Source organism: Moraxella nonliquefaciens (assembly GCF_001679005.1).
Classification (GTDB): Bacteria; Pseudomonadota; Gammaproteobacteria; order Pseudomonadales; family Moraxellaceae; genus Moraxella; species Moraxella nonliquefaciens.
In genome coordinates this window covers 201519-223697 of the sequence record NZ_LXTW01000001.1, presented here as the reverse complement: position 1 = coordinate 223697, position 22179 = coordinate 201519, and the positions used below count along the sequence as shown (strand labels likewise).

Annotated in this window: 21 protein-coding genes and 1 tRNA gene; 5 read left to right on the top strand and 17 right to left on the bottom strand. The window is 40.0% G+C overall.

What is annotated here, in order from left to right; all coding sequences use genetic code 11:
* Positions 1 to 310 precede the first annotated feature (310 nt).
* Positions 311 to 386 (bottom strand) — tRNA-Gly (locus A7456_RS00965).
* Positions 387 to 777: 391 nt separating this feature from the next.
* Positions 778 to 1818, bottom strand: a complete 1041-nt coding sequence (locus A7456_RS00960) for an MORN repeat-containing protein (RefSeq protein ID WP_067006599.1) — start codon at positions 1816 to 1818, stop codon at positions 778 to 780.
* Positions 1819 to 2126: 308 nt separating this feature from the next.
* Between A7456_RS00960 and miaB the strand changes: the two genes are divergently transcribed.
* Positions 2127 to 3629, top strand: coding sequence for a tRNA (N6-isopentenyl adenosine(37)-C2)-methylthiotransferase MiaB (gene miaB, locus A7456_RS00955; protein WP_067006597.1), 1503 nt, complete (start codon positions 2127 to 2129; stop codon positions 3627 to 3629).
* A 275-nt stretch (positions 3630 to 3904) separates the two neighbouring features.
* Here miaB and A7456_RS00950 read toward each other — a convergent pair whose 3' ends face one another.
* The 12 genes from A7456_RS00950 to A7456_RS00900 all read right to left on the bottom strand — a co-directional run bounded on the left by A7456_RS00950 (position 3905) and on the right by A7456_RS00900 (position 16384).
* On the bottom strand, positions 3905 to 8449 hold the full coding sequence (locus A7456_RS00950) for a putative Ig domain-containing protein (protein ID WP_067006595.1): 4545 nt from the start codon (positions 8447 to 8449) through the stop codon (positions 3905 to 3907).
* 11 nt (positions 8450 to 8460) lie between these two features.
* On the bottom strand, positions 8461 to 9294 hold the full coding sequence (locus A7456_RS00945) for a hypothetical protein (RefSeq protein ID WP_145916021.1): 834 nt from the start codon (positions 9292 to 9294) through the stop codon (positions 8461 to 8463).
* Between the two features lie 351 nt (positions 9295 to 9645).
* On the bottom strand, positions 9646 to 9780 hold the full coding sequence (locus tag A7456_RS11845) for a hypothetical protein (RefSeq protein ID WP_265091072.1): 135 nt from the start codon (positions 9778 to 9780) through the stop codon (positions 9646 to 9648).
* A 12-nt stretch (positions 9781 to 9792) separates the two neighbouring features.
* Positions 9793 to 10818 (bottom strand): hypothetical protein, encoded by a 1026-nt coding sequence (locus A7456_RS00940; protein ID WP_067006592.1) that lies wholly within the window; start codon positions 10816 to 10818, stop codon positions 9793 to 9795.
* A 156-nt stretch (positions 10819 to 10974) separates the two neighbouring features.
* Positions 10975 to 11109 (bottom strand): hypothetical protein, encoded by a 135-nt coding sequence (locus A7456_RS11840; RefSeq protein ID WP_265091073.1) that lies wholly within the window; start codon positions 11107 to 11109, stop codon positions 10975 to 10977.
* A gap of 22 nt (positions 11110 to 11131) precedes the next feature.
* On the bottom strand, positions 11132 to 12154 hold the full coding sequence (locus A7456_RS00935) for a hypothetical protein (protein ID WP_067006590.1): 1023 nt from the start codon (positions 12152 to 12154) through the stop codon (positions 11132 to 11134).
* Positions 12155 to 12269: 115 nt separating this feature from the next.
* Positions 12270 to 13319, bottom strand: coding sequence for a calcium-binding protein (locus A7456_RS11835; RefSeq protein WP_067006588.1), 1050 nt, complete (start codon positions 13317 to 13319; stop codon positions 12270 to 12272).
* 9 nt (positions 13320 to 13328) lie between these two features.
* Positions 13329 to 13736, bottom strand: coding sequence for a hypothetical protein (locus tag A7456_RS00925; RefSeq protein ID WP_067006587.1), 408 nt, complete (start codon positions 13734 to 13736; stop codon positions 13329 to 13331).
* Positions 13737 to 13752: 16 nt separating this feature from the next.
* Positions 13753 to 14175 carry a hypothetical protein gene (locus A7456_RS00920; protein ID WP_067006584.1) on the bottom strand — a complete coding sequence of 141 codons (423 nt, stop codon included), beginning with the start codon at positions 14173 to 14175 and terminating at the stop codon, positions 13753 to 13755.
* Between the two features lie 16 nt (positions 14176 to 14191).
* Positions 14192 to 14554, bottom strand: coding sequence for a hypothetical protein (locus A7456_RS00915; protein ID WP_067006582.1), 363 nt, complete (start codon positions 14552 to 14554; stop codon positions 14192 to 14194).
* Between the two features lie 59 nt (positions 14555 to 14613).
* A complete protein-coding gene (locus tag A7456_RS00910) occupies positions 14614 to 14892 on the bottom strand; it encodes an SEL1-like repeat protein (protein ID WP_145916019.1) in 279 nt (92 codons plus the stop codon).
* 844 nt (positions 14893 to 15736) lie between these two features.
* Positions 15737 to 16384 carry a UPF0149 family protein gene (locus A7456_RS00900; protein ID WP_067006575.1) on the bottom strand — a complete coding sequence of 216 codons (648 nt, stop codon included), beginning with the start codon at positions 16382 to 16384 and terminating at the stop codon, positions 15737 to 15739.
* Positions 16385 to 16537: 153 nt separating this feature from the next.
* Here A7456_RS00900 and A7456_RS00895 point away from each other — a divergent pair, with 153 nt between their 5' ends.
* Together A7456_RS00895 and A7456_RS11665 are read left to right on the top strand one after the other, a co-directional pair.
* A complete protein-coding gene (locus A7456_RS00895; RefSeq protein WP_067006572.1) occupies positions 16538 to 16900 on the top strand; it encodes a hypothetical protein in 363 nt (120 codons plus the stop codon).
* Positions 16901 to 16919: 19 nt separating this feature from the next.
* Positions 16920 to 17480, top strand: coding sequence for a cell division protein ZapA (locus tag A7456_RS11665; RefSeq protein ID WP_227713256.1), 561 nt, complete (start codon positions 16920 to 16922; stop codon positions 17478 to 17480).
* 14 nt (positions 17481 to 17494) lie between these two features.
* On the opposite strand, the gene A7456_RS00885 is transcribed toward A7456_RS11665, so the two are convergent.
* On the bottom strand, positions 17495 to 18193 hold the full coding sequence (locus tag A7456_RS00885) for a YggS family pyridoxal phosphate-dependent enzyme (protein ID WP_067006569.1): 699 nt from the start codon (positions 18191 to 18193) through the stop codon (positions 17495 to 17497).
* 168 nt (positions 18194 to 18361) lie between these two features.
* Between A7456_RS00885 and A7456_RS00880 the strand changes: the two genes are divergently transcribed.
* Together A7456_RS00880 and A7456_RS00875 are read left to right on the top strand one after the other, a co-directional pair.
* On the top strand, positions 18362 to 19408 hold the full coding sequence (locus A7456_RS00880) for a type IV pilus twitching motility protein PilT (RefSeq protein WP_066886805.1): 1047 nt from the start codon (positions 18362 to 18364) through the stop codon (positions 19406 to 19408).
* A gap of 9 nt (positions 19409 to 19417) precedes the next feature.
* Positions 19418 to 20545: a PilT/PilU family type 4a pilus ATPase gene (locus A7456_RS00875; protein ID WP_066886802.1), complete on the top strand. Its 1128-nt coding sequence runs from the start codon at positions 19418 to 19420 to the stop codon at positions 20543 to 20545.
* Positions 20546 to 20613: 68 nt separating this feature from the next.
* Here the strand turns inward: A7456_RS00875 and fur are convergent, their stop codons facing one another.
* Complete coding sequence (fur, locus tag A7456_RS00870) at positions 20614 to 21072, bottom strand: ferric iron uptake transcriptional regulator (RefSeq protein ID WP_066886799.1); 459 nt, start codon at positions 21070 to 21072, stop codon at positions 20614 to 20616.
* A gap of 219 nt (positions 21073 to 21291) precedes the next feature.
* Entirely contained in the window at positions 21292 to 22179 is an 888-nt protein-coding gene (locus tag A7456_RS00865; protein WP_066886795.1) for a class II glutamine amidotransferase, read from the bottom strand.

The following is a 22179-nucleotide window of genomic DNA, read 5'->3' as shown; positions in this document are numbered from 1 at the left end:
CAAATTTGGCTTTGGCCATGGGTATGTCCTCTTATTAACCTATGAATGAATTAGGTATGGAAATTTTCGCTCGGATTGTCTTAATTTTACAGACAAATTTATGACAACATTCAAACGAATTTGCCATATTTTGCTAATTATAACACAACTCGTTATAATTTAAACCACCGCCAATGCAAAATTATGTCAATTTTACAGGAAAATTTGTATATTTTATCTTAAAATGAGATTGATTTTGGACACGACGGATTGTAAATAAGCATTTTAAGTGAGAAAAAGTCCAAACCTGTTGATTTGGACTTTTAGAATTTGGAGCGGGAAACGAGATTCGAACTCGCGACCCCGACCTTGGCAAGGTCGTGCTCTACCAACTGAGCTATTCCCGCATGTCAGCGTTCGCTGTATGGGTGCGTATTATATAGGATTTTTGGCGTACGTCAAGCACTTTTTTTAAAAATTTTTAAAAAATTTGCTTTTTTTGAAATTTTAAAAACAAATCAAAGACTTAGAAAATGGATTTATCAAATAATGGACGATATTTTTCCAAAAATCAGCACAGCATGCTATAATAATGTCCCATCCCCCATTTGGCAAACCCTTGGAAAACACCATGACCGTAACCTTGTCAAAGCAGTGAAGAAGCATTACAATTATTGGGCAAATCTTGTCCGCTTTTTATAAACATAACGCCATTCTCAACTTTGTATAAGTAGTTGATTTGCAATTCACCCCTATCAAAAAAGTCGTTTTCAAGTTAGAAAACGACTTTTGATTAATCTATTTTACACTGGTTGCATTGCAAAGAATATTGGCACTTCTTATATCACTAATATCGCTCCCATCATACATCGCTTCAACCGTCATTTTGTCTTTACCGACCCCCACTACTTTGAAAGGGAAGTACTTATATCCTTCTGAATAGAATATGAAACCTACATTATAAGGTGCTTTCAAAATAAGACGCTCGCCCACATAACGGCTTTTGCATGCTTCTATACTGCCTTTATACTCTCTTTCTCTGCGTTCTTGTTCTTGCTTTTCCTGCTCAGCACGGGCTTTATCACAGGCTTTTTGATTGGGTTCGCATTGTAGAGTGTGGTCACCATTTACAAATTCACCCTGTACTACATAGGTATCGCCCTGCCATTCGCCATTATCATAACTGGCAATGCCATTATCTCCCTTGACAAGGGTTAATTTACCCAAACCGTGTTTTTTATCATCTTTGTATTCCCCATCATATTTACTGCCATTTGCCCAAGTCTTAATCCCTTTTCCGTGCATTTTGTGATCTTTGAATTCCCCATCATATTTACTGCCATTTGCCCAAGTCTTAATCCCTTTTCCGTGCATTTTGCCATCTTTGAATTCCCCATCATATTTACTGCCATTTGCCCAAGTCTTAATCCCTTTTCCGTGCATTTTGCCATCTTTGAATTCCCCATCATATTTAATGCCATCTCTCCGAGTATAAATCCCTTTTCCGTACTGTTTGCCTTGACTGAAACTGCCCACATAGGTCTCATATAGTTCTCCATATATACGCAATTGCAATGTCCCTTGTCCGTGAACATAGCCATCCTTGCATTCACCAGACCAAGTGGTGGGGATATTTTTGAAAAAAGTGGGATTATAGACTTTGCATTTGTTATTGGAAGTGGTAATCCAATTATTAGCAAGGGCGGTATGCGAAACACCCATTCCCATTACAAGAGCAAGCCCCACCAAAATTTTATTTAATTTTAATTGACTTGACTTGACTTGACTTGACTTGACTTGACTTGACTTGACTTGACTTGACTTGACTTGACTTGACAAACATTTTCATCAGAAAACTCCAAATTTCAATGATAATTTTGTAAATAAACCCAATCATTATGGATAATAAATAACACAATCCATAATGATTGGGTCAATTTTTACATAAAACATACCACTTGGCAACTAAAATTTTGTATTTATGACAAAATTATCAGAATTTTATAAAAAATACGACAAATGGTAGCTATTTTTGGATAAATAACAGACATCTGTTGGATTGTGATTGGTAAGTCCATATACCGTCTCCCCACACCCCAAAAACTGTGCTATAATATCAAATTTTTCTCAACCCTTGGAAAATACCAATGACCGTTGCCACCTTTAACCCAAAAACCGACACCAAACCCCACGCCCCCACGCTATCGCAGTTGGATTTGTCTCACTTAGAACAATTACCCAAAGACCCAACTGCCCCCAAAAAAGTCTTTATCGCTACCCAAGGCTGTCAGATGAACGAATACGACAGCCAAAAAATGGGCGATGTGCTGGGCGACAGCCATGGCATGATAGTAACCCATGACATCAACGAAGCGGATGTGCTTATCATGAATACCTGCTCTATTCGTGAAAAGGCCCAAGAAAAAGTGTTCTCTGAGCTGGGTCGTTGGCGTAAACTCAAAGATAAAAATCCCCATTTGGTCATCGGCGTAGGAGGGTGTGTGGCATCCCAAGAGGGCGACAATATCCAAAAACGTGCCCCTTATGTGGACATGGTTTTTGGCCCTCAGACCTTACACCGCCTGCCACAGATGTATGATGAGCTAACCGCTAAGACCCTCCATGCCAAAGCCTTAAACACCAAGCAAACAGGCACCGCCAAAAATACCAAAACACGCATTGGCGTGGTGGATGTATCTTTTCCCAGCATTGAAAAATTTGACTTTTTGCCAGAACCAAAGGTTGATGGTTACAAGGCATTTGTGTCCATTATGGAGGGCTGTTCTAAATACTGCTCGTTTTGTGTCGTGCCTTATACTCGTGGCGAAGAGCTGTCTCGTCCGCTTGATGATGTGCTTGCCGAGATTGACGCACTTGCCGAACAAGGTGTGCGTGAGATTAATTTGTTGGGTCAAAACGTCAATGGCTATCGGGGTCAAAAAGATGACGGTACGATTTGCCGATTTAGTGAACTGTTGCACTATGTTGCCCATATTGATGGTATTGAACGCATTCGCTACACCACAAGCCATCCTTTGGAGTTCACCGATGACATCATCGATGCTTATCGCCACATCCCCAAACTTGTCTCACATTTACACCTGCCTGTCCAATCTGGTTCAAATGCCATCTTGCAAGCGATGAAACGTAATCACAGCATTGATATTTATATCAATCAAATCAATAAGTTAAAAGCCATTCGTCCTGATTTGCACCTATCAAGTGACTTTATCATTGGCTTTCCCAATGAGACCGATAGGGACTTTGCTGATACGTTAAACCTTGCCAAAGAGTTAGATTTTGACCATTCATACAGTTTCATCTACTCAAAACGCCCTGGCACGCCTGCATCCGATTTGCCTGATAATGTCAGCTTTGAGACCAAAAAAGAACGACTGGCGAGATTTCAAGAGGTCATCAAAAATTCTACCTTTGCTAAGACCCGAGCGATGGTCGGTCAAACCGTGCGAGTGTTGGTAGAGGAGCGTGCCAACCGCAAAGATGGCTATTTGCATGGCACAGCCGACAACACCCGTTCGGTGATTTTTCGTGGCGGTGATGAGCTACTGGGTAAATTTGTCAATGTCCGCATTGATAAGGCGATTAGTATGCATTTGGTAGAAGGCGAAATGATGGCGGTATTAGGATAATGGAAAATAGATAAGATACTAAGATTGGTGTATTTATGACAAATACACCATGTTAAGTTTTTTAGGCGTATTAGAGCGTACCTGCCATTGATGACATTTTTATAAGATAAGATGAAAATTTGACAATTTCAACCAATTTGCATGAAAAATGGCTAAACCCCATCTTTCATGCAAATACCAAAGGCAGGCACACCCCAATCAGCACAATCCGCCATCAGCAGACTGCAAAAAGAGTGTTACTAAACACTCTTTTTTAACACCCTTAGTCTTAAACCTTAAATAACCACATCCGCCATCTTGATAATCTCATCATGCCCGACAAACTTATCATTAATGTAGATGCGCTCTATGTTGGGAACATGGGATTTTTGGCTTGCTATGATACTGTTTGATTTGAAATAATCTTCAATAATAATGCCATCATCATTTTGCTTGACATCGATAAGCAGATGATTACCTTGTTTAATAAAGCCCAAATCAGACAACATCAGCCCCGAAATCTTTAAGATATCGAGCCCACCAACATCACGAATCGTGTCTAGACCATCGCCTTTGTGATACAGATAAGTATCATTGCCATAGCCACCGATAAGCAAGTCGTTATCCAGTCCGCCAATTAAGGTATCATGACCAAATCCACCGATTAGCGTGTCATTGCCACGACCGCCACTTAGGACATCATCCCCTGTCAGACCGTTGATGGTATTGGCTTTATCATCACCTGTGATGTCATCAGCACCGAGCTTGCCCACATATCGCTTACCACGAATGGTAGGATCGGGCGTAGGAGTGATGGGCAGGACAGGCTCTGGCATCACGATGGGTTCACTGCCTTTGATGGTAAAGCTGGCATTGGTGCTGACACTCTGACCGAAGCTGTCTGTCGCTGTCACGGTAATGTCATGCATGCCAATCTCTGTGGTCGCAGGGTCTATGATAAGATGGTTGTTGTCAATATAGACACCGCTCAAAGAATTTGCCGATAGCGAATAACTTAACGCATCACCATCGTTATCAACAAACAGCTTATCTAGACCTATCTGCATCATGGCATTATCTTGGCTTAGCACAAGCGGTAGAGTCAAGGCAGAGACGAGCGTTGGTCGCTCATTCACTCTTAGTGTGAAGCTGGTATTGGCATGCTCGCCCTTGGGGTCGGTAGCGGTCAATGTGATGTTAAACACCCCTTTATTAGGTGCTTTGCCTGTCAGCATCTTCGTAGCAGGGTCAAAATGCAGTCCATCCGCCCCTTGGATGCTATACGTCAGCTCATCACCATCAGCATCGAAGAATACCTCGCCAAGACCGAGTGCGATGTCTCGCCCTGCCAACACCATCTGGTCAGAGACAGGATTATGAACAATGGGAGCGGTATTCTTAACTTCTTTGGCGAGTATCATGCCCAGCAGAATGTCACCCGCATCGCCTTTCGCTACTGGCGTATCCTTAATGGTGATGGTTGCCCCAGCGTCTTTGACCGTGATGATGTACTCACTGCCTTTCTTATCCAGTCTATTGCCCTCATCATCAAAATAAATGTCTTTGAAGTTGGCATCAACCACCCATGTCTTGCCCGCCCAGTTTTTGCCATCTACAATCAACTGACCATTATTGTCCGTATCAATGATGGTTTTGCCATCTGCCTCTGTTTTGATGTCTTCTAGGTCAAACACATAAGTATCATTCCCTTTGCCACCAATTAGCCTATCTCGTCCTGTACCGCCTTTTAGCGTGTCATTCCCTTCGATGCTTGCATCTCTGTTGTCATCACCCCATAGGATGTCATCACCCTTACCACCATCTAGATAATCATTACCATACTGACCGATGACAAGGTCATCCCCTGCACCGCCATATAGAGTGTCATTGGCATGTTTTGATTCAAAAGCATGCTTATCATAACTTAGCTTCACTTCTTCATGTGGCGTGATGGTATAATCACCTTTGTCTGCATCTATCTGTAATTGCCAATTAAATGTTTTTGCATCTCTTATGTATTCATTTCCCAGTCTGGTTTCCAAATACTTGCCATTGGTGTAGCCATATTCTATTGTGGGTTTGTTAGCTGGTATGATGGTGGGGGTTAAGTTCATAAAGACAGGAACAAGTGGATGTACGCCTATGAGTGTGGGTGTATGAATCACGGTATCATTATGAACAATACTGACAGATTTTACCCCAAATCTCACATACCCATCACCCAATATCACATCATCACCGCCACCACCATAGATGATGTCACTGTCCGCCCCACCTTGTAGGAAGTCTTGGTTTGCACCACCATGAATCACATCATCACCTCGTCCGCCCAATGCCCAATCACCTTTTTTGTTGTTATGGGTGTTGTTGGGATTATTTGAGTCGGTATGTATCGGTGTTTTACCATTTGATTTATACTCATGATCCACCCAAATAATGTCATCGCCAATCCCTGCCGAGATTAGGTCGTTACCCAGTCCACCGATAAGCAGATCATGGTCTTCTTTGGGTATTTCTGGGTCGGTTGGGTCTCTTAGTTCATAATAGATGGGCGAACCTGATATAACATCATTACCTGCCCCACCTCTGATAACATCCGCCATATTGCCACCGAATATCAGGTCATGCCCATCGCCTGCATCGATGTTTAGGTATTTTCTGCCTGTGCCAAAGATGGTGTCAGTCTTGTTTGAACCATAGATGTCCAAGTACTGAGCAGGAAAAGCTCCTGTACCTATATGCGATAAAAAACCATCAATGGCTTTGATGGTGTAGGTGCGATTTTTATCAATGTCTGCTTGACTGTCGCCTAAGATGATAGAAAGGGCTGAATATGTGGTGTCTTGCTGTGTGGCGGTGAGAAAGAAGTCTTTGATTCTAGCAACATCAGGCACTTTGGTGTCATGTATGGATAAATCATCGCCAATACGATAAGCAGTATATAGCACATTGCCTGCACTGTCTTTGGCTTCCCATATGCCTGATAAGCCTTGTTTTAGGATAAAGTCTGTGGGTAGGGGTTTGTTGTCAAAGAGAATACGTCCTTTGCCATCAGCATCAAAGATGGTGTCGTGGTCTTTGATGTGGTAGGTGTCGAAGCCTTGACCGCCTTCTAGGTAATCGTTACCTTTGCCACCGATTATAATGTCATGACCTGCACCACCGAATAGGAAGTTGTTGTTATCGCCTGTATCTTTGGCTTTGATGGTGTCGTTACCAGTACCACCGAAGATCACTTGGGTGTTGTCATTATAAGTATCAATATTGCCATGATGTCCATCTAGGCTGGTTTCATTAACACTGATGTTTTCAGCCAAATCTTGATAGTTGTATTTATTTTGGATAAACTTCCCTGTCATTTTATCCATCATGACCGACATCATCTCAGCCCGTTTTTCTAGGTAGATGGGGGTTAGACCATTAGGATTGGTTTTGGCATGATACAGGTCAAGCTCGCCATTTGGGTTGTGTTTGGTGTAGTCAATATCCATTAGGACAAATGGATTGAGATTGACAAGGGCGTAGCGGTAGGCAAGAGCGGTTTCATCATCACCTTGGCTTAGGGTAAATAGTTCTTCTGTATCTTCCAAGCCTTGTAAGATGTTCAATAACTTACCGCGATATTCCTTAAATAACGGATAACTACCCTCCATGTGTCTAATGAGTTCTTCTGCACCTGTGATGTTCTTGGCATCATCCTTGCCTGATACTGCCTTATAGAGCTTTTTATAAGATTTTAAAGCTTTGTCAAAATCCATGCTCTTATAGTCATCAGAGCCAAATAAGATGGCGGTATCTTCTGTGATGACAGATTGACCCTGTTCATTGACAAAGTTACCCAGTATCATGGTATTAAAGGCAATGACGGCGTTAAGTTTGTCGGCGGTTAGGTGGGAGAAGATGGTGGAGTAAGCAGTATCTGTAAAGTTGATGAAACTCTCCATTTCGTAGAGTTCTTTGCCAAAAGCCCAATCAAAACCTTTTGTAAATAGCCATTCACCAAACTCATACCCTGCTTTATAACTAATATCTGTTAAAATGCCAGTAATTATCCCACGAGATAAAACTCCAGCCAAACCTTTGGCAGAAATAGCAGGTATTTTTTGAGCTAAGCTTTCTAGGTGCTTTAATCCTTCAGATTTTACAAGGCTACTTAAGCTAATTGCTCCTGCTTCTGCACCATAGACCGCCCCCGCCGTACCCTTAACAAAAGAATCTCCTGCAAATTTTGGTATTAAATTCATCACATCTTTTAGATAGTCTTGTTGACTACTTTCATCTTTGGGTAATTTTTCATCAATGGTGCTATAAACAAGTTTGATATAATCATTGTATTTAAATAAGTTATCCATGCTTTCATTAAAGAGTTTACCATAACCTTGACCGACCAATTTATCTAATGTGGTAGTTAAGTCATCTTGTTTGACATTGATATTGATGCCTTTGCTGTCAGCAAGTAGTTGCACTTCCGTTTTAAAATTAGCAACAACCTCTTTGAAATGTGCATTTATTTCTTTAAAATCAGGGTGTTTGGAGAGCTTTGATGATTGTAAGGCATCAAGATTGGCTTGCAGGTGATGTGCTTTAATTGCCAGCATTTCAATTTGGACAATGTCAGGGTATCTATGCTTGGTATTTTCTATCAGTTTATTGTCGCTAAAATATTTTAAAGAAGTTTCAAAAACAATTTGGGCAGTTAGTTTCATAAAATTGCTAGAAGCCACTTCCCAAACTTCTTCATAGCCTTCTTTGTCGGTTACAGAACCAAATGAATGCTTCTCAATAAGTTTTCTTGCTTCTTCAATAAAGAAAGCATCTGCTAGACCAGTTAGATTGCTCATAAAATACCTCGTTAGGTTGATTGAAAAAATTGTTTGATGAAATCAATTATTAATATTGCCAATAATACACCAGTTTTAAACCAAGAGACAGTAACAGATAGTGCGATAATAAAGAATGCATATCCAATATTTAAGAAAAAATTGTCCACCCAAGCAGTTATATTTATTAAAATTTCTGCTGTTGTCTCAATATCCATAAATATTTTTCCAAATCCGCCCAGAACCATAATAAATAGGAAAAACATAAGAAATGATAACCACAGAAATTTTTTAAGACTACTAAAAAATGAAATTTCTTGATGGTCTGCATTAAACCTATTAATGCCAGCCCAACCTATAATATTTGATAGCAACAAATAGACTGCAATTAAGATAGGGGCAAAGTTTAATGCTTTTATAAAATGAAAAAATGATGTCGTTATTCCAAATTCTGAATTCAAAAATTGCATTTCTGTTTCATATAATTCTCTTAATAACGTACTTGATGACGAATGAATATTAAGCAAAAACAATTTCCTATCCACATTCAATGGCGGTAAATTGATGTTCTCTTTCACCCAATGTGTGATTGCTAACACCCAATCAGGTTGCCACACCAGTGTCAAATCCTTAACCCATGCTGAGATAAAAAACACTTCAAATAAAAAGTATGACCCCAAAAACACCAATGCCCACCGTTGGATAGGTCGCATGGCAAGCTGTCCTGTTTCATTGAGATAAGCAACGACTTCCTGACGGTCATCATCGTCTAGTCCATCAAGATGGGCGTGTAGTTCTTGTTCTCGTTTGGCAGTATATGTTTTCCCAAAAAACAACCTAAACCAAACAGGACAAAGTGCCATCATGGTACAGATAAATAGATAAAAGACAAAATTAAAGAAAAGATTTTGGGCTTGACTATATCCATTGATTTCAAAACCTAAAAAGATAAACCCAATAAAGAACCAAAAACAAATGATAAGAGCATAATAAAACAGATTGTCTTCGTACAGACGATTAGAGACAAGCCAGTCAGCAATGGTGTCGGTGTGGTGGGGCATTTTTGGTACATATGTTTAAATATCTTTTTAATTTAACATAGCAAAAATACATTGTCAATATATTTTCTCAGCCCGTAGGTTGGGTTGAACGATAGTGAAACCCAACAAATTCAGGACTTGAACTTAAAATGTTGGGTTTCGTAAACTCAACCCAACCTACGGGCTAGAAGCCACTTCCCAAACTTCTTCATAGCCTTCTTTGTCGGTTACAGAACCAAATGAATGTTTTTCAAGAATTTTTCTTACTTCTTCAAGAAAGAAAACATCTGCAAGACCAGTTAAATTACTCATAAAAATACCTCGTTAGGTTGGTTGAAAGAACTGTTTGATAAAATTAATAATATTTAAAATAAGTTTTTTACTCATTTTAAGCCATGAAATAAGTATAAGAACACTAATGACAGCAAACACAAAACAAAAATTCAAATAAAAGCTATCAATCCATATCACTATATTCATGGACATTCTAGCAGAAATTTCCAAGCTTTGAATTAGCAAAATAGTGCCAACAATCATTAGAACACAAAAAAACGCCAAAAACGAAACCCATAAATAAGATTTTAACAAATCGCATAAATTTCGGTATTCTTCTTTTACCTTAAACCGATTTATGCCACTCCAACCAATTGATCTATATAATAACATGTGTATCGATATAAAAATTAATGGAGCATTAATAAATCTAAAAAAATGAAATAAAAGGGCTGATTTGCCAAATTCAGAATCCAAAAATTCGGTTTCCGATTCATACATTGTATGCAAAATCTTGTCGCTTGACAACCCAATATCTAAGTCAAACAACTTCCTATCCACATTCAATGGTGGTAAATTGGTATTCCCCCTCACCCATTCCACAATCCCCATCACCCAATCAGGTTGCCACACCAGTGTCAAATCCTTAACCCATGCTGAGATAAAAAACACTTCAAATAAAAAGTATGACCCCAAAAACACCAATGCCCATCTTTGAACAGGTCGCATGGCAAGCTGTCCTGTTTCATTGAGATAAGCAACGACTTCTTGACGGTCGTCATCATCTAGTTCATCAAGATGGGCGTGTAATTCTTGTTCTCGTTTGGCGGTGTGAGTTTTTCCAAAAAACAGCCTAAACCAAACAGGACAAAGTGCCATCATGGTACAGATAAATAAATAAAAGACAAAGTTAAAGAACAGATTTTGCTGTAAGCTAAATCCTTCTAGCTCAAAGCCAAGAAAAGCAAATCCGATAAAGAACCAAAAACAGATGATAAGAGCATAATAAAACAGATTGTCTTCATACAGACGATTAGAGACAAGCCAGTCGGCAATGGTGTCGGTGTGGTGGGGCATTTTTGGTACATATGTTTAAATATCTTTTTAATTTAACATAGCAAAAATACATTGTCAATATATTTTCTCAGCCCGTAGGTTGGGTTGAACGATAGTGAAACCCAACAAATTCAGGACTTGAACTTAAAATGTTGGGTTTCGTAAACTCAACCCAACCTACGGGCTAGAAGCCACTTCCCAAACTTCTTCATAGCCTTCTTTGTCGGTTACAGAACCAAGAGAATGCTTCTCAATAAGTTTTCTTGCTTCTTCAATAAAGAAAGCATCTGCTAGACCAGTTAGATTACTCATAAAAATACCTCGTTAGGTTGGTTTAAAAAAATTGTTTAATAAAGTCGATAACGCCCAAAATAAGTAGTTTGCTCATTTTAAGCCAAGAAACAATAATAAAAAAACTAATAATCATAAGGGCTAGACAAAAATTTAAATACAAATTATCTAGCCACATTACAATATTCATAGACATCTCGGCAGAAGTTTTAATGGAGCGCCAAAGTCCAAATATACCCCCTATTATCATCAAAGCACAGAAAAACGCCAAAAATGAAGTCCATAAATAGGATTTTAAAAATGCAAACAAGTCGTAATCTTTGTTGTCGCTGTCTGTGAATTTTTTTAAGCCACTCCAACCAATTATATCCAAAAAAGACAGGCAAATAGCAATGGTTATTAATGAAACATTTGCAAAACGAATAAAATGAAAAAACAAGGCAGTTTTGCCAAACTCTGAATTGAGAAATTCGGTTTCCGTTGTATACATTGTGTGCAAAATCTTATCACTTGATAGGCTAAAATCTAAATAAAATAGTCCATGATTTTCGTGTATGGGTGGTAGAGCCGTATTCTCTCTCACCCACTCCACAATCCCCATCACCCAATCAGGTTGCCACACCAACGCCATGTCCTTAACCCATGCCGAAATAAAAAACACTTCAAATAAAAAGTATGACCCAAGAAATACCAACGCCCACCTTTGGGCAGGTCGCATGGCAAGCTGTCCTGTTTCATTGAGATAAGCAACGACTTCTTGACGGTCGTCATCGTCTAGTTCATTTAGATGGGCATTGAGTTCTTGTTCTCGTTTGGCGGTGTGGGTTTTTGAAAAGAAAAGCTTAAACCAAAAGGGGCAAAGTGCCATACAAGCACAGATGATAAGATAATATATGAAGTTAAAGAACAGATTTTGCTGTAAGCTAAATCCTTCTAGCTCAAAGCCAAGAAAAGCAAATCCGATAAAGAACCAAAAACAGATGATAAGAGCATAATAAAACAGATTGTCTTCATACAGACGATTAGAGACAAGCCAGTCGGCAATGGTGTCGGTGTGGTGGGGCATGGGGTGTCATCCATGATAAGTTTGATAAAATATAGGGATTGTTTAGAGTGATTATGGTAGCATTATGTAAATGAGATTAGTACTTATTTTTACGTTGGTTTAGATAATATCATGGTTAGGCAATATTTTGGTAGACTGAGTCATTTACTTCTCTGATGGCAGTATATAGCACATTGCCTGCACTGTCTTTGGCTTCCCATATGCCTGATGAGCCTTGTTTTAGGATAAAGTCTGTGGGTAGGGGTTTGTTGTCAAAGAGAATACGTCCTTTGCCATCAGCATCAAAGATGGTGTCGTGGTCGGAGATGTGGTAGGTGTCGAATCCGTCTCCGCCAAGCAAATTATCAGCACCTTCGCCACCGATGAGGGTGTCGTTGCCTGTGTCTCCGTCTAATACATCACTCTTTGAGCCACCATATAGCGTGTCATTGCCTGCACCACCATAAATTCGATAAGCATCATCAAAGAATTTTCTAGGGTCAATCACATCATTGGCTGGTTTGCCATCTGCATCACCCATAAACTCGGTAGGGTCAGGTGTTACCCAGTTTTGCAAATACTCAGGCACAAAGTTGTCAAAGACATCCAGTAATGGCTTAATTAACACAGGCCAATTTTCCAAAGTTAATAACGCACCATCTAATAAAAAGTTATCAATCTCACTGGTGTGAATGACCTGCTTATCATTCCAATCAGGGTGGCTGTTCATAGAGTTACTGGTGGTGGTTGCATAAAAAGAGATGATGTTAAATACGACATTAACTGGATTAAATTTAATGGCTGGCACTTTACCCACAAAGTCCAACATCGTATCAACCAAGGCAGTCATATCGGCGAAGATGTCAATAATGGTTGATTTTTGAACATAGCCATTATTGTTTTTAACATCTTCATTGAATTTATCTATATTTTGATAAATCCTATCAATAATTTGATATATTTTATTGACATCCACCACCTTAGCAATTTTTTGAAAAGTAGAAGACTCGGTATGAGCTTTTAAAATACCGATAAAATCTGAAAGAAAAAGCTGAGCCGAGCGAGCAGTCTCCTCTGTATTGCTTTGACTAAAACTATTAAAGCCAGACCAAATATTATTAACAGCACTGACAGTGCCCAAAAAACCATCGGTTTGGTGTTGGGTTGGAACTTGAATTTTAGACATAGTAGTCTCCTAGGGTTGGTTAAGATAATCGTATAAATAAAACTTTTTAAAGCCAAATATGTTATAGACTTCAACATACTGGACTTTTTTGCAGGTGTTGGGTTCTACGGTTAAAAGACCTTTGAAGTCTTGACCAAGTGGAAATTTGAGCCACTCCTTTCTTTTAATGCTTGCTTTGTGTTCTAAAGGTAATATTTCTCTGCTTTTATATTGTGCACCATTAATCCTGATAATGGTAGCATCAGAATTTCTTTCTTTTTTTGTACCCACCACATAAGCACAAGCCTCTTTGAACTCACCTTTTTCTGCTTTTGTTACTGCAATATAAGGAAAGATGACATAATCACCAAGCGTTCTTGAGCCTATTAGCAAGAGTGCAACAGCAAAGCAAATTCTACCAAATGTTTCGTTTGTCATTATAAAAAACTCTAAGTTATGTTTTTGGTGCTTGTTGGTTAAGATAATCGTATAAATAAAATTTTTTAAAGCCAAATATGTTATAGACTTCAACATATTGGACTTTTTTGCAGGTGTTGGGTTCTATAACAACAAAAGATCTATGCTTGGCACGAATTGGAAAATTATTCCATTTGTCTCTATAAAAAAAAGATGCACCTGTGGTTGGAAATATATCGTATTCATCATAAAGTCGATTACTTAATTTAATAACAAACTGCTCAGCACTCCGTGTTGTTTTTTTCTTGTCAACCACATAAGCACAGGCCTCTTTAAACTCGCCTTTTTCTGCTTTTGTTACTGCAATATAAGGAAAGATGACATAATCACCAAGCGTTCTTGAGCCTATTAGCAAGAGTGCAACAGCAAAGCAAATTCTACCAAATGTTTCGTTTGTCATTATAAAAAACTCTAAGTTATGTTTTTGGTGCTTGTTGGTTAAGATAATCGTATAAATAAAATTTTTTAAAGCCAAATATGTTATAGACTTCAACATACTGGACTTTTTTGCAGATGTTGGGTTCTATTTTTGATAAATGACTACGTTTTTTTTTAATAGGGAAATTATCCCAAACTATCTGTTTATTTGTTGGTAAAGTAGCAGAAATTGCAAATATATCAATATCATCATAATACTTGCCATTAATCATAATGATATTTTTGTGGGAAGCTTTTGTTTTTTCCCTACCAACCACATAAGCACAAGCTTCTTTAAACTCTCCTTTCTCTGCTTTTACTACTTGCAATATAAGGAAAAAATACCCATTGACACAGTGCATATAAAATTAATAGCACACCGCCTGTTATTTCCATCATTCTTAATTGCTTTTTGTCTTTTTCATTCATATTTTTTTCTCAATTCTGCTATCTGCAAAAACCAACAATACACCATCAGCTCTTCAGCTCTATCACCGCCCAGTGTTTTGGCTTTTTCTAGCCAAGCCATACTTTTATCAAAATCTTTGGGTAAGCGTTCACCCTTAAAATAGCACCAACCCAACATATAGGCGACATCAGCATTTCCTTCATTGGCTAGGGTTTCTAATTTTGTTAGATTATTTGGGTTGCTGTGTAGGTTTTCTAACATTGATTGGTGGTATTGTGAGTAGTTTGTCATCTTTTAAATGCTAATTGGTATTTTGTGGAGGTGGTGGGCTGTCATAACACAAAAACTTTCTGTTTACTATCGTTTTTATTATTGTTTTAAAATATTATCAAGAAAAATTAAGCCCATGTAGGCTAGGTTAGCGATAGCGTAACCCAAGCGTTTATGATATAACCCATTGAACTTGTTGGGTTTCGCAAGCTCAACCCAACCTATGGGCTTTTTTGTTCGGTTATATTAGACATAATTAGCTCCTTAGCCAAGTAAAAATTAATTGAATTTGGTTATCTATAATATTGAAAATTTGTTATAGATAATATGAGTAAAAATAAATTAAAAAACACCATTTTAACGATAAAATAACATATCCCTCCAAAATAAAAACTAGCCGTAGATAAATTTTATGGCTAATATTGCAAATACAAATGCAAAATTCCAACTAAATTGCCCTAGCCAATAGGTTGCACCAAACAGTAATTTTGCACTGCTTGACAATGATTTGATATAGAAAATAAACCCCATAATCCAACCACCATCAGCATGGCAATGAGCGTAAAGCTGTTTTTGGCAATTTTGGCACGAGCCACAGCGAGACACGCACGAGATGATGACTTTATCGCCCTTTATTCTATTTTTTAAAGATAAACAATAAAGAGTATTTTAAAAATGCAAAACCATCCTTTAAGCTTAATAGGTTTTTATGATAGGTTTTTATCAAAATGGCATATGACATTTTATTATTTATATAAAAATAAAAGGACATGATAATCATGCCCATTTGATGGATGTTTTTGATTAAATTGTAATTTGTACCCATATCGGATTGGCTGATTTTAATTCTGCTGATTAAATCCGCCTACTGCTTTTTATCCATCGCATCAAAGGTAAATGGCATCTCTTTTTTGGCTTGTTGTGCTTTTTGGACTTCGCTGGCGGTGAGACGGTCAGGGGATAAGCCTTTGATAATAGACAGATCCGCCATGTTTTTGCGTTTGCGGTTGGACAGACTCACGGGCACCATGCGAGCAAATTCAAACAAATACAGATACTCCGCTTCGTCGCCATCAAATTCATCTTCTGCATCAGGGCGAATGCTGGCGATTTTGGCAAGGTCAGAGACTTGCTCACGCTCATCATCTGTTAGGGTCATCTCTGCCACACCAAGCCCTGTGATAAAGCCACCTGCCCAGTCTTTTAATGCCAAAAAACGCTCGGACAACTCATGTTCATCATCAGGCACCAATGGCTCATAGCCATAGGCATCATCTTTATCTTTTAGGGCAAAACTGACATCTTCACCATACTCTACCAAAAGCTGTATCGCCCGCTCATCAGGCAAGGTAAAGCTAAGCTCGGTTAATATCGCTGACCATCCTGCCACATCCGTGGGGTAACATGCCATCATCAAGGCACTCATAAGACCATGCAATTCACTGATAGAGACATCCGTCCATGTGCTAAATGCTTCTGTCCAATCATTAAATCCTGACAAATCATCATTCATAAGGTTCTCGCTGTTGCTTAAATTGTCCTTTAAATGCCATCATTTTGATAAAAGTCAAGGGCGTTTTGTATTTTTAACATCTCATGCTACAATAACAGACCACACATCAGCTCTCTGGTAATCGCTTATCGTCTCACCATCCTAGGAATACCCATGCTAACCCAATTACAACTCTTAGAACAGACCGTCTCCGAGCTAAAAGCACGCTATAACATCACTGCTACCGAACTTGCCAATCTTAAACATAAATTGGCACATGATGACAGCCCTAACCAAATCAGTCAGTTGCAACTTAAAATCAGCCAAATTAAAGACGAAAACAGCAGCTTGCATGCACGTGTCAAAGAATTACTGTCCGCCCAAGATGAGCTAAACAGCCGCCTAGATGAGCTTGGTCAAGATAACGAGCGTTTAACCAAAGAAAACAACGAGCTTAACCAAAAAAATGCTCTTGCCATCAGCCGTGCCGAAGTCATTCAAACATGGCTTAGTAAAATTGATAACCAAAATTATTAAATAAAACAAGGACACACCCATGAACATTCATTCTGCCATCAAATTTGGTACCAAAACCAACATCAAGGTTAGCCCATCACACAAGACATCTGCCCCAGAGCAGTCAAATGACACTTCAAATGACACTTCTGAACAAAAAACACATCACAAGACAAATCATCCGCCAAAACAAAGTCAAAATCTTGACCAAAATCATCGCAATACAGATGATACAACCTCCGCCGTCCCCATGCCTAACACGCCCAAAGCTCCAACCAAAACCACCAACAAGGCGGATAAACCGAATTTTAAAGTGGTTGATTTGAGTATTGCAGGGTCATCGCATCGCATTACCTGCCCTATTGATGAGGTGGCACAGCTAGAACAAGCAGGCACATACATTAATGATAAAATCCGTGAACTTCGCCGTGCCATCAAAGGCAAAAACCCCAGCAATGAAGAACTGTTGGTGCTGACCTGTTTGGAGCTATATGACCAATGTCAGAGCCTAAATAACGACCGTAAAAATCAGATTTTGGCTAATGAACGTGCCAAAGCCTTGATTGAAAAAATCACCAAAGACGCCCGTTCGGTGTTATAAGATGATTGTCAGTGCTAATCTCGCTTGCCAAATATCGCCGTCCCCACTCGCACCATGGTTGAACCATGTGCCAGTGCCTGTTCCATATCGCCACTCATGCCCATGGATAAGGTATCAAATTGAGCTAAATTAAAACGTGCTTTGATGTCGTCAAACAGTGCCTTGGTACGCACAAAAGCATCTGTACCGTCTTTATTTGGGATAATCATAAGCCCTCGCAAAGTCAGTTTTGGCAAACTTATGATGACTTTAATGAGCTCATCCAATTCGTCTATATGACAGCCTGATTTGCTCATCTCATCATCAATATTAATTTGAATGAGTACGTTAAGAGGTGGCAGTTCATCGGGGCGTTGGTCATTGAGACGCTTAGCAATAATATCTCGCTCCACGGTCTGCACCCAGTCAAAATGTGTGGCAATGTCTTTGGTTTTGTTTCGCTGAATGTGTCCGATGTAGTGCCACGTTATTGGTAAATGTGCCAGTTCGCTCATTTTTATCAAGGCCTCTTGTAAGTAATTTTCACCAAAATCACCTTGTCCTGCCTGATACAACGTGGCAATGTCCGATGATGGTCTGGTTTTTGAGACGGCAAGTAGCACCGCTTTGGGGTGGATTTGATATTGGTCATTGATGGCACAAAGACGCTCTTTGACTGCCATATGGTGTCTGATAAGTGCGTTTGATGTTGCATGATGGGATATTTGTGTCATATTCTACTCCTAAAATCTTTATATTTTAGCAGAAAAACCCCCACAAATGGCACAAACTTTGGCATAAAGCAACTTGTAATATCTGGTGCGACGTGCTTTAATGGCAAGATAAAATATTGTATAATAACCCCATAATCTACTCAATTTATTCACTTTTAAGGCAAATCCATGGCAGTTCCTAGCATTGAAGACCTACTGCGTTTTGTGGTAAAAAACAAAGCATCCGACTTGCACCTATCAGCAGGACTACCTCCCATGATTCGTGTGGATGGTGAGGTGGTGCGTATCAACACCCCAGAGATGGATCATTCTACGGTACATAAGCTCATCTATGACATCATGAATGACAAACAGCGTGCCGACTACGAAGAATTTTTAGAAACTGACTTCTCATTTGAGATTCCAGGCTTGGCTCGCTTTCGTGTGAACGCTTTTAACCAAAACCGTGGTGCTGGTGCGGTATTTCGTACCATTCCATCTAAGGTTTTGACCATGGAAGATTTGGGCATGGGTCCTGTCTTTAAAAAGGTCTCCGACTTTAAACGTGGCGTGGTACTGGTGACAGGTCCAACAGGCTCTGGTAAATCAACCACACTGGCCGCCATGATTAACTACATCAACGAAAGCCGTAAAGAGCATATCCTAACCATTGAAGACCCCATTGAATTTGTCCATGAATCCAAAAAGTCGCTTGTAAACCAACGTGAGGTACACCGTGATACCCTAGGCTTTGATGCTGCACTACGTTCAGCACTGCGTGAGGATCCTGACATCATCTTGGTCGGTGAGATGCGTGATTTGGAGACCATTCGCCTTGCCTTGACCGCTGCCGAGACAGGACACTTAGTATTTGGCACACTGCACACCAACTCCGCTGCCAAAACCATTGACCGTGTGATTGACGTATTCCCTGCCGCCGAAAAAGACATGATTCGTGCGATGCTCTCTGAATCACTACAAGCGGTCATCTCGCAAGCCCTACTTAAAAAAGTCGGAGGTGGTCGTGTGGCAGCTCATGAAATCATGCTTGGCACGCCTGCCATTCGTAACTTGATTCGTGAAAACAAAATCGCCCAAATGTACTCTGCCATTCAAACAGGGGCAGGCGAGGGCATGATTACCCTTGACCAGACATTAAAAAACCTAGTAGCATCTCGTACCATCACCAAAGAGACAGCACGTGTCTACGCCAAACAGCCAGACGCATTCTTGTAAGGAGCATACATGGATTTTGATAAACTATTACAGGTGATGATTGCCAAAAATGGTTCTGACCTTTTTATTACCGAAGGTGTCCCTCCATCACTTAAAGTCAATGGCGTGATTTTGCCAATGACCAAAACACCACTCACCTCCGAACAAACCATGGCACTGGTTACTAGCATCATGACCGAAGCTCAAAAAAAAGAGTTTCATGAAACCAACGAATGCCAATTTGCCATCTCTGACAAAGCTGAGGCGGCTCGTTTTCGTGTGTCAGCGATGATTCAACGCAATAAGGCGGCGATGGTGTTGCGTAAGATTGAGACGCAAATTCCCACAACCGAAGATTTAAACTTGCCACCCATCTTAAAAGAACTTGCCATGAAAAAGCGTGGCATCATCTTGTTGGTCGGTGCCACAGGTACTGGTAAATCAACGACACTGGCGGCGATGATTGGGCATCGTAACCAAAATTCTCGTGGTCATATCATCACCATAGAAGACCCCATTGAATACGTCCATCAACATAAAGGCTGTATCGTTACTCAGCGTGAGGTGGGCATTGACACACTTTCGTTTGAAGAGGGATTGAAAAACACCCTACGTCAAGCACCCGATGTCATTCTCATCGGTGAGATTCGTAACCGTGAAGTCATGAGCTACGCCATTCAATACGCTGAAACAGGTCATTTGGTGTTTGCCACGCTCCATGCCAATAATGCCAACCAAGCCATTGACCGTATTATTCATTTTTTTGAGGCGGACAGACATGGGCAGTTATTCATGGATTTATCGCTAAACTTACGCGCCATCATCGCCCAACAGCTCATCCCAACCCCTGACGGTAAAGGTCGCCGTGCTGCCATTGAAATTCTGCTCGGCACACAGCTCATCGCCGACTACATCCGTAAAGGTGAGATTCATGAGATTAAGCCTGTAATGAAACGCTCTCGTGATATTGGCATGCAAACCTTTGACCAAGCATTATTTGACTTATATGAATCAGGACAGATTACTTATCAAGACGCACTAAAACACGCCGACAGTCCAAACGACCTGCGTCTACAAATTAAGCTAGAAAGCAAAAATGCAGCCACCATAGAAGAAGAATCCACCAAACTCTCCATTGACCTAGGTGACTATCAATAAGGCATGCTCTCTGACCGAGTGAAATTTACCCAATAAAAAAGACCAGCGGTAACTGGTCTTTTTTATATTCAGCTCTTTATCTGGCTTTTGGTGGTAAGATCTAGGGTCTTTTGACAATCTTCATTATTGCACACGCCATGCAACACCAACGAATGTCCTGACAGTTTAAAGTTATATTTATCAGCAATTTTCTCCTGCTCATCTTCGATGACGGCATTATGAAATTCTTCAATTTTGCCACAAACATCACATACCAGATGATCATGATGCTCTTCTTGGGCAATCTCAAAGACCGACAGGTTATTTTCAAAATTATGACGCTCAACAATGCCCGCCTGCTCAAACTGAGTTAATACACGGTACACCGTCGCCAAACCAACATCTTCGCCTTGTTCAGCAAGTGCCTTATACACATCTTCGGCACTCATATGATGATGCTCTGCATTCTCTAATAACTCTAAAATTTTCATACGTGGTAAGGTTACTTTCAGACCTGCCTTACGTAAATCTTTGTTGGTAAATCCCATATCAATCACCTTTTAAATCGTGGGTCTATTCGCTGATTATTGATTTTATCAATCATCACAGCTTTTTTGATTATCATTTGATAATCAGTTACAAGATGGCTTACTTTAACACACTTTTGGCAAAATTTCATCCGTCAGTGAAAGATTTATGGACAAAATGACTCATTTTTGGGATTGTTTTGATTAATCTTAGCATGACATCAAAAACTGCCCCCCCCCCTAAACGCTCGCACCCACACTTCTTGCCAATGCAATGCCATCTTCAATAGACAGATAAGTTTTTTTACTGGGCGTGTCTTTAAATACCACATCGCCATTTTTAAATACTACGCACTCATCTACGGCAATTTGTTGCCATTTTTCGTTATTTGTCAGCGGTATGGTAACGATGATGGTAACTTTATCTTTGGCGGTGGTAATATCACCGAAGTTTACACTCATCTCATCATCTGACAAATTGGCCTCACCAAAGGGGGCTTTTCGGGTAAGATAAAAGAGCAAGCTGCTGGCATAGGCAAATTGCCAGTCTCCATTAGAAATCAAGCAGTTAAATAACCCATTGGCGGACAGATAGCGACATTGTGCGGTCAAAAAGGCAAATAAAACCTCATCAGACGGACGGCTTTTGAAGGTCGCTTTTAGACGGTTTAAAAGATAACAAAAAGCAAGTTCGCTGTCGGTCGCTCCCACAGGTGAATAATATTCGGCATTGCCATTGGCGTGCAAGCGTTCGGTGCGACTGATAAAGCTCGCTGTCATCTGTCCATTATGGGCAAATACCCACTGTTCACCCCACACCTCACGCACAAAAGGGTGTAGGTTGGATAAATTGCTTTTTTCGCCTGTGGTCGCCCGTCTGATGTGGGCGATGACGTTCATAGCTTTGATGGGATAATGGTTTATCAAGTCTGCCACGGGAGATAGGTAGCTTGGTTTGTTGTCGTGAAATTGACGCAGACCAATACGTCCTGACTCGCTTTTTTCAAAAAACGCAATGCCAAAGCCGTCTTCGTGGTGGTCGGTCAAACCTCCACGCTGGCGAAAGCCTGTAAAGCTAAATCCTATATCAGTGGGGGTGTTGCAGTTCATTCCGAGTAGTTGGCACAT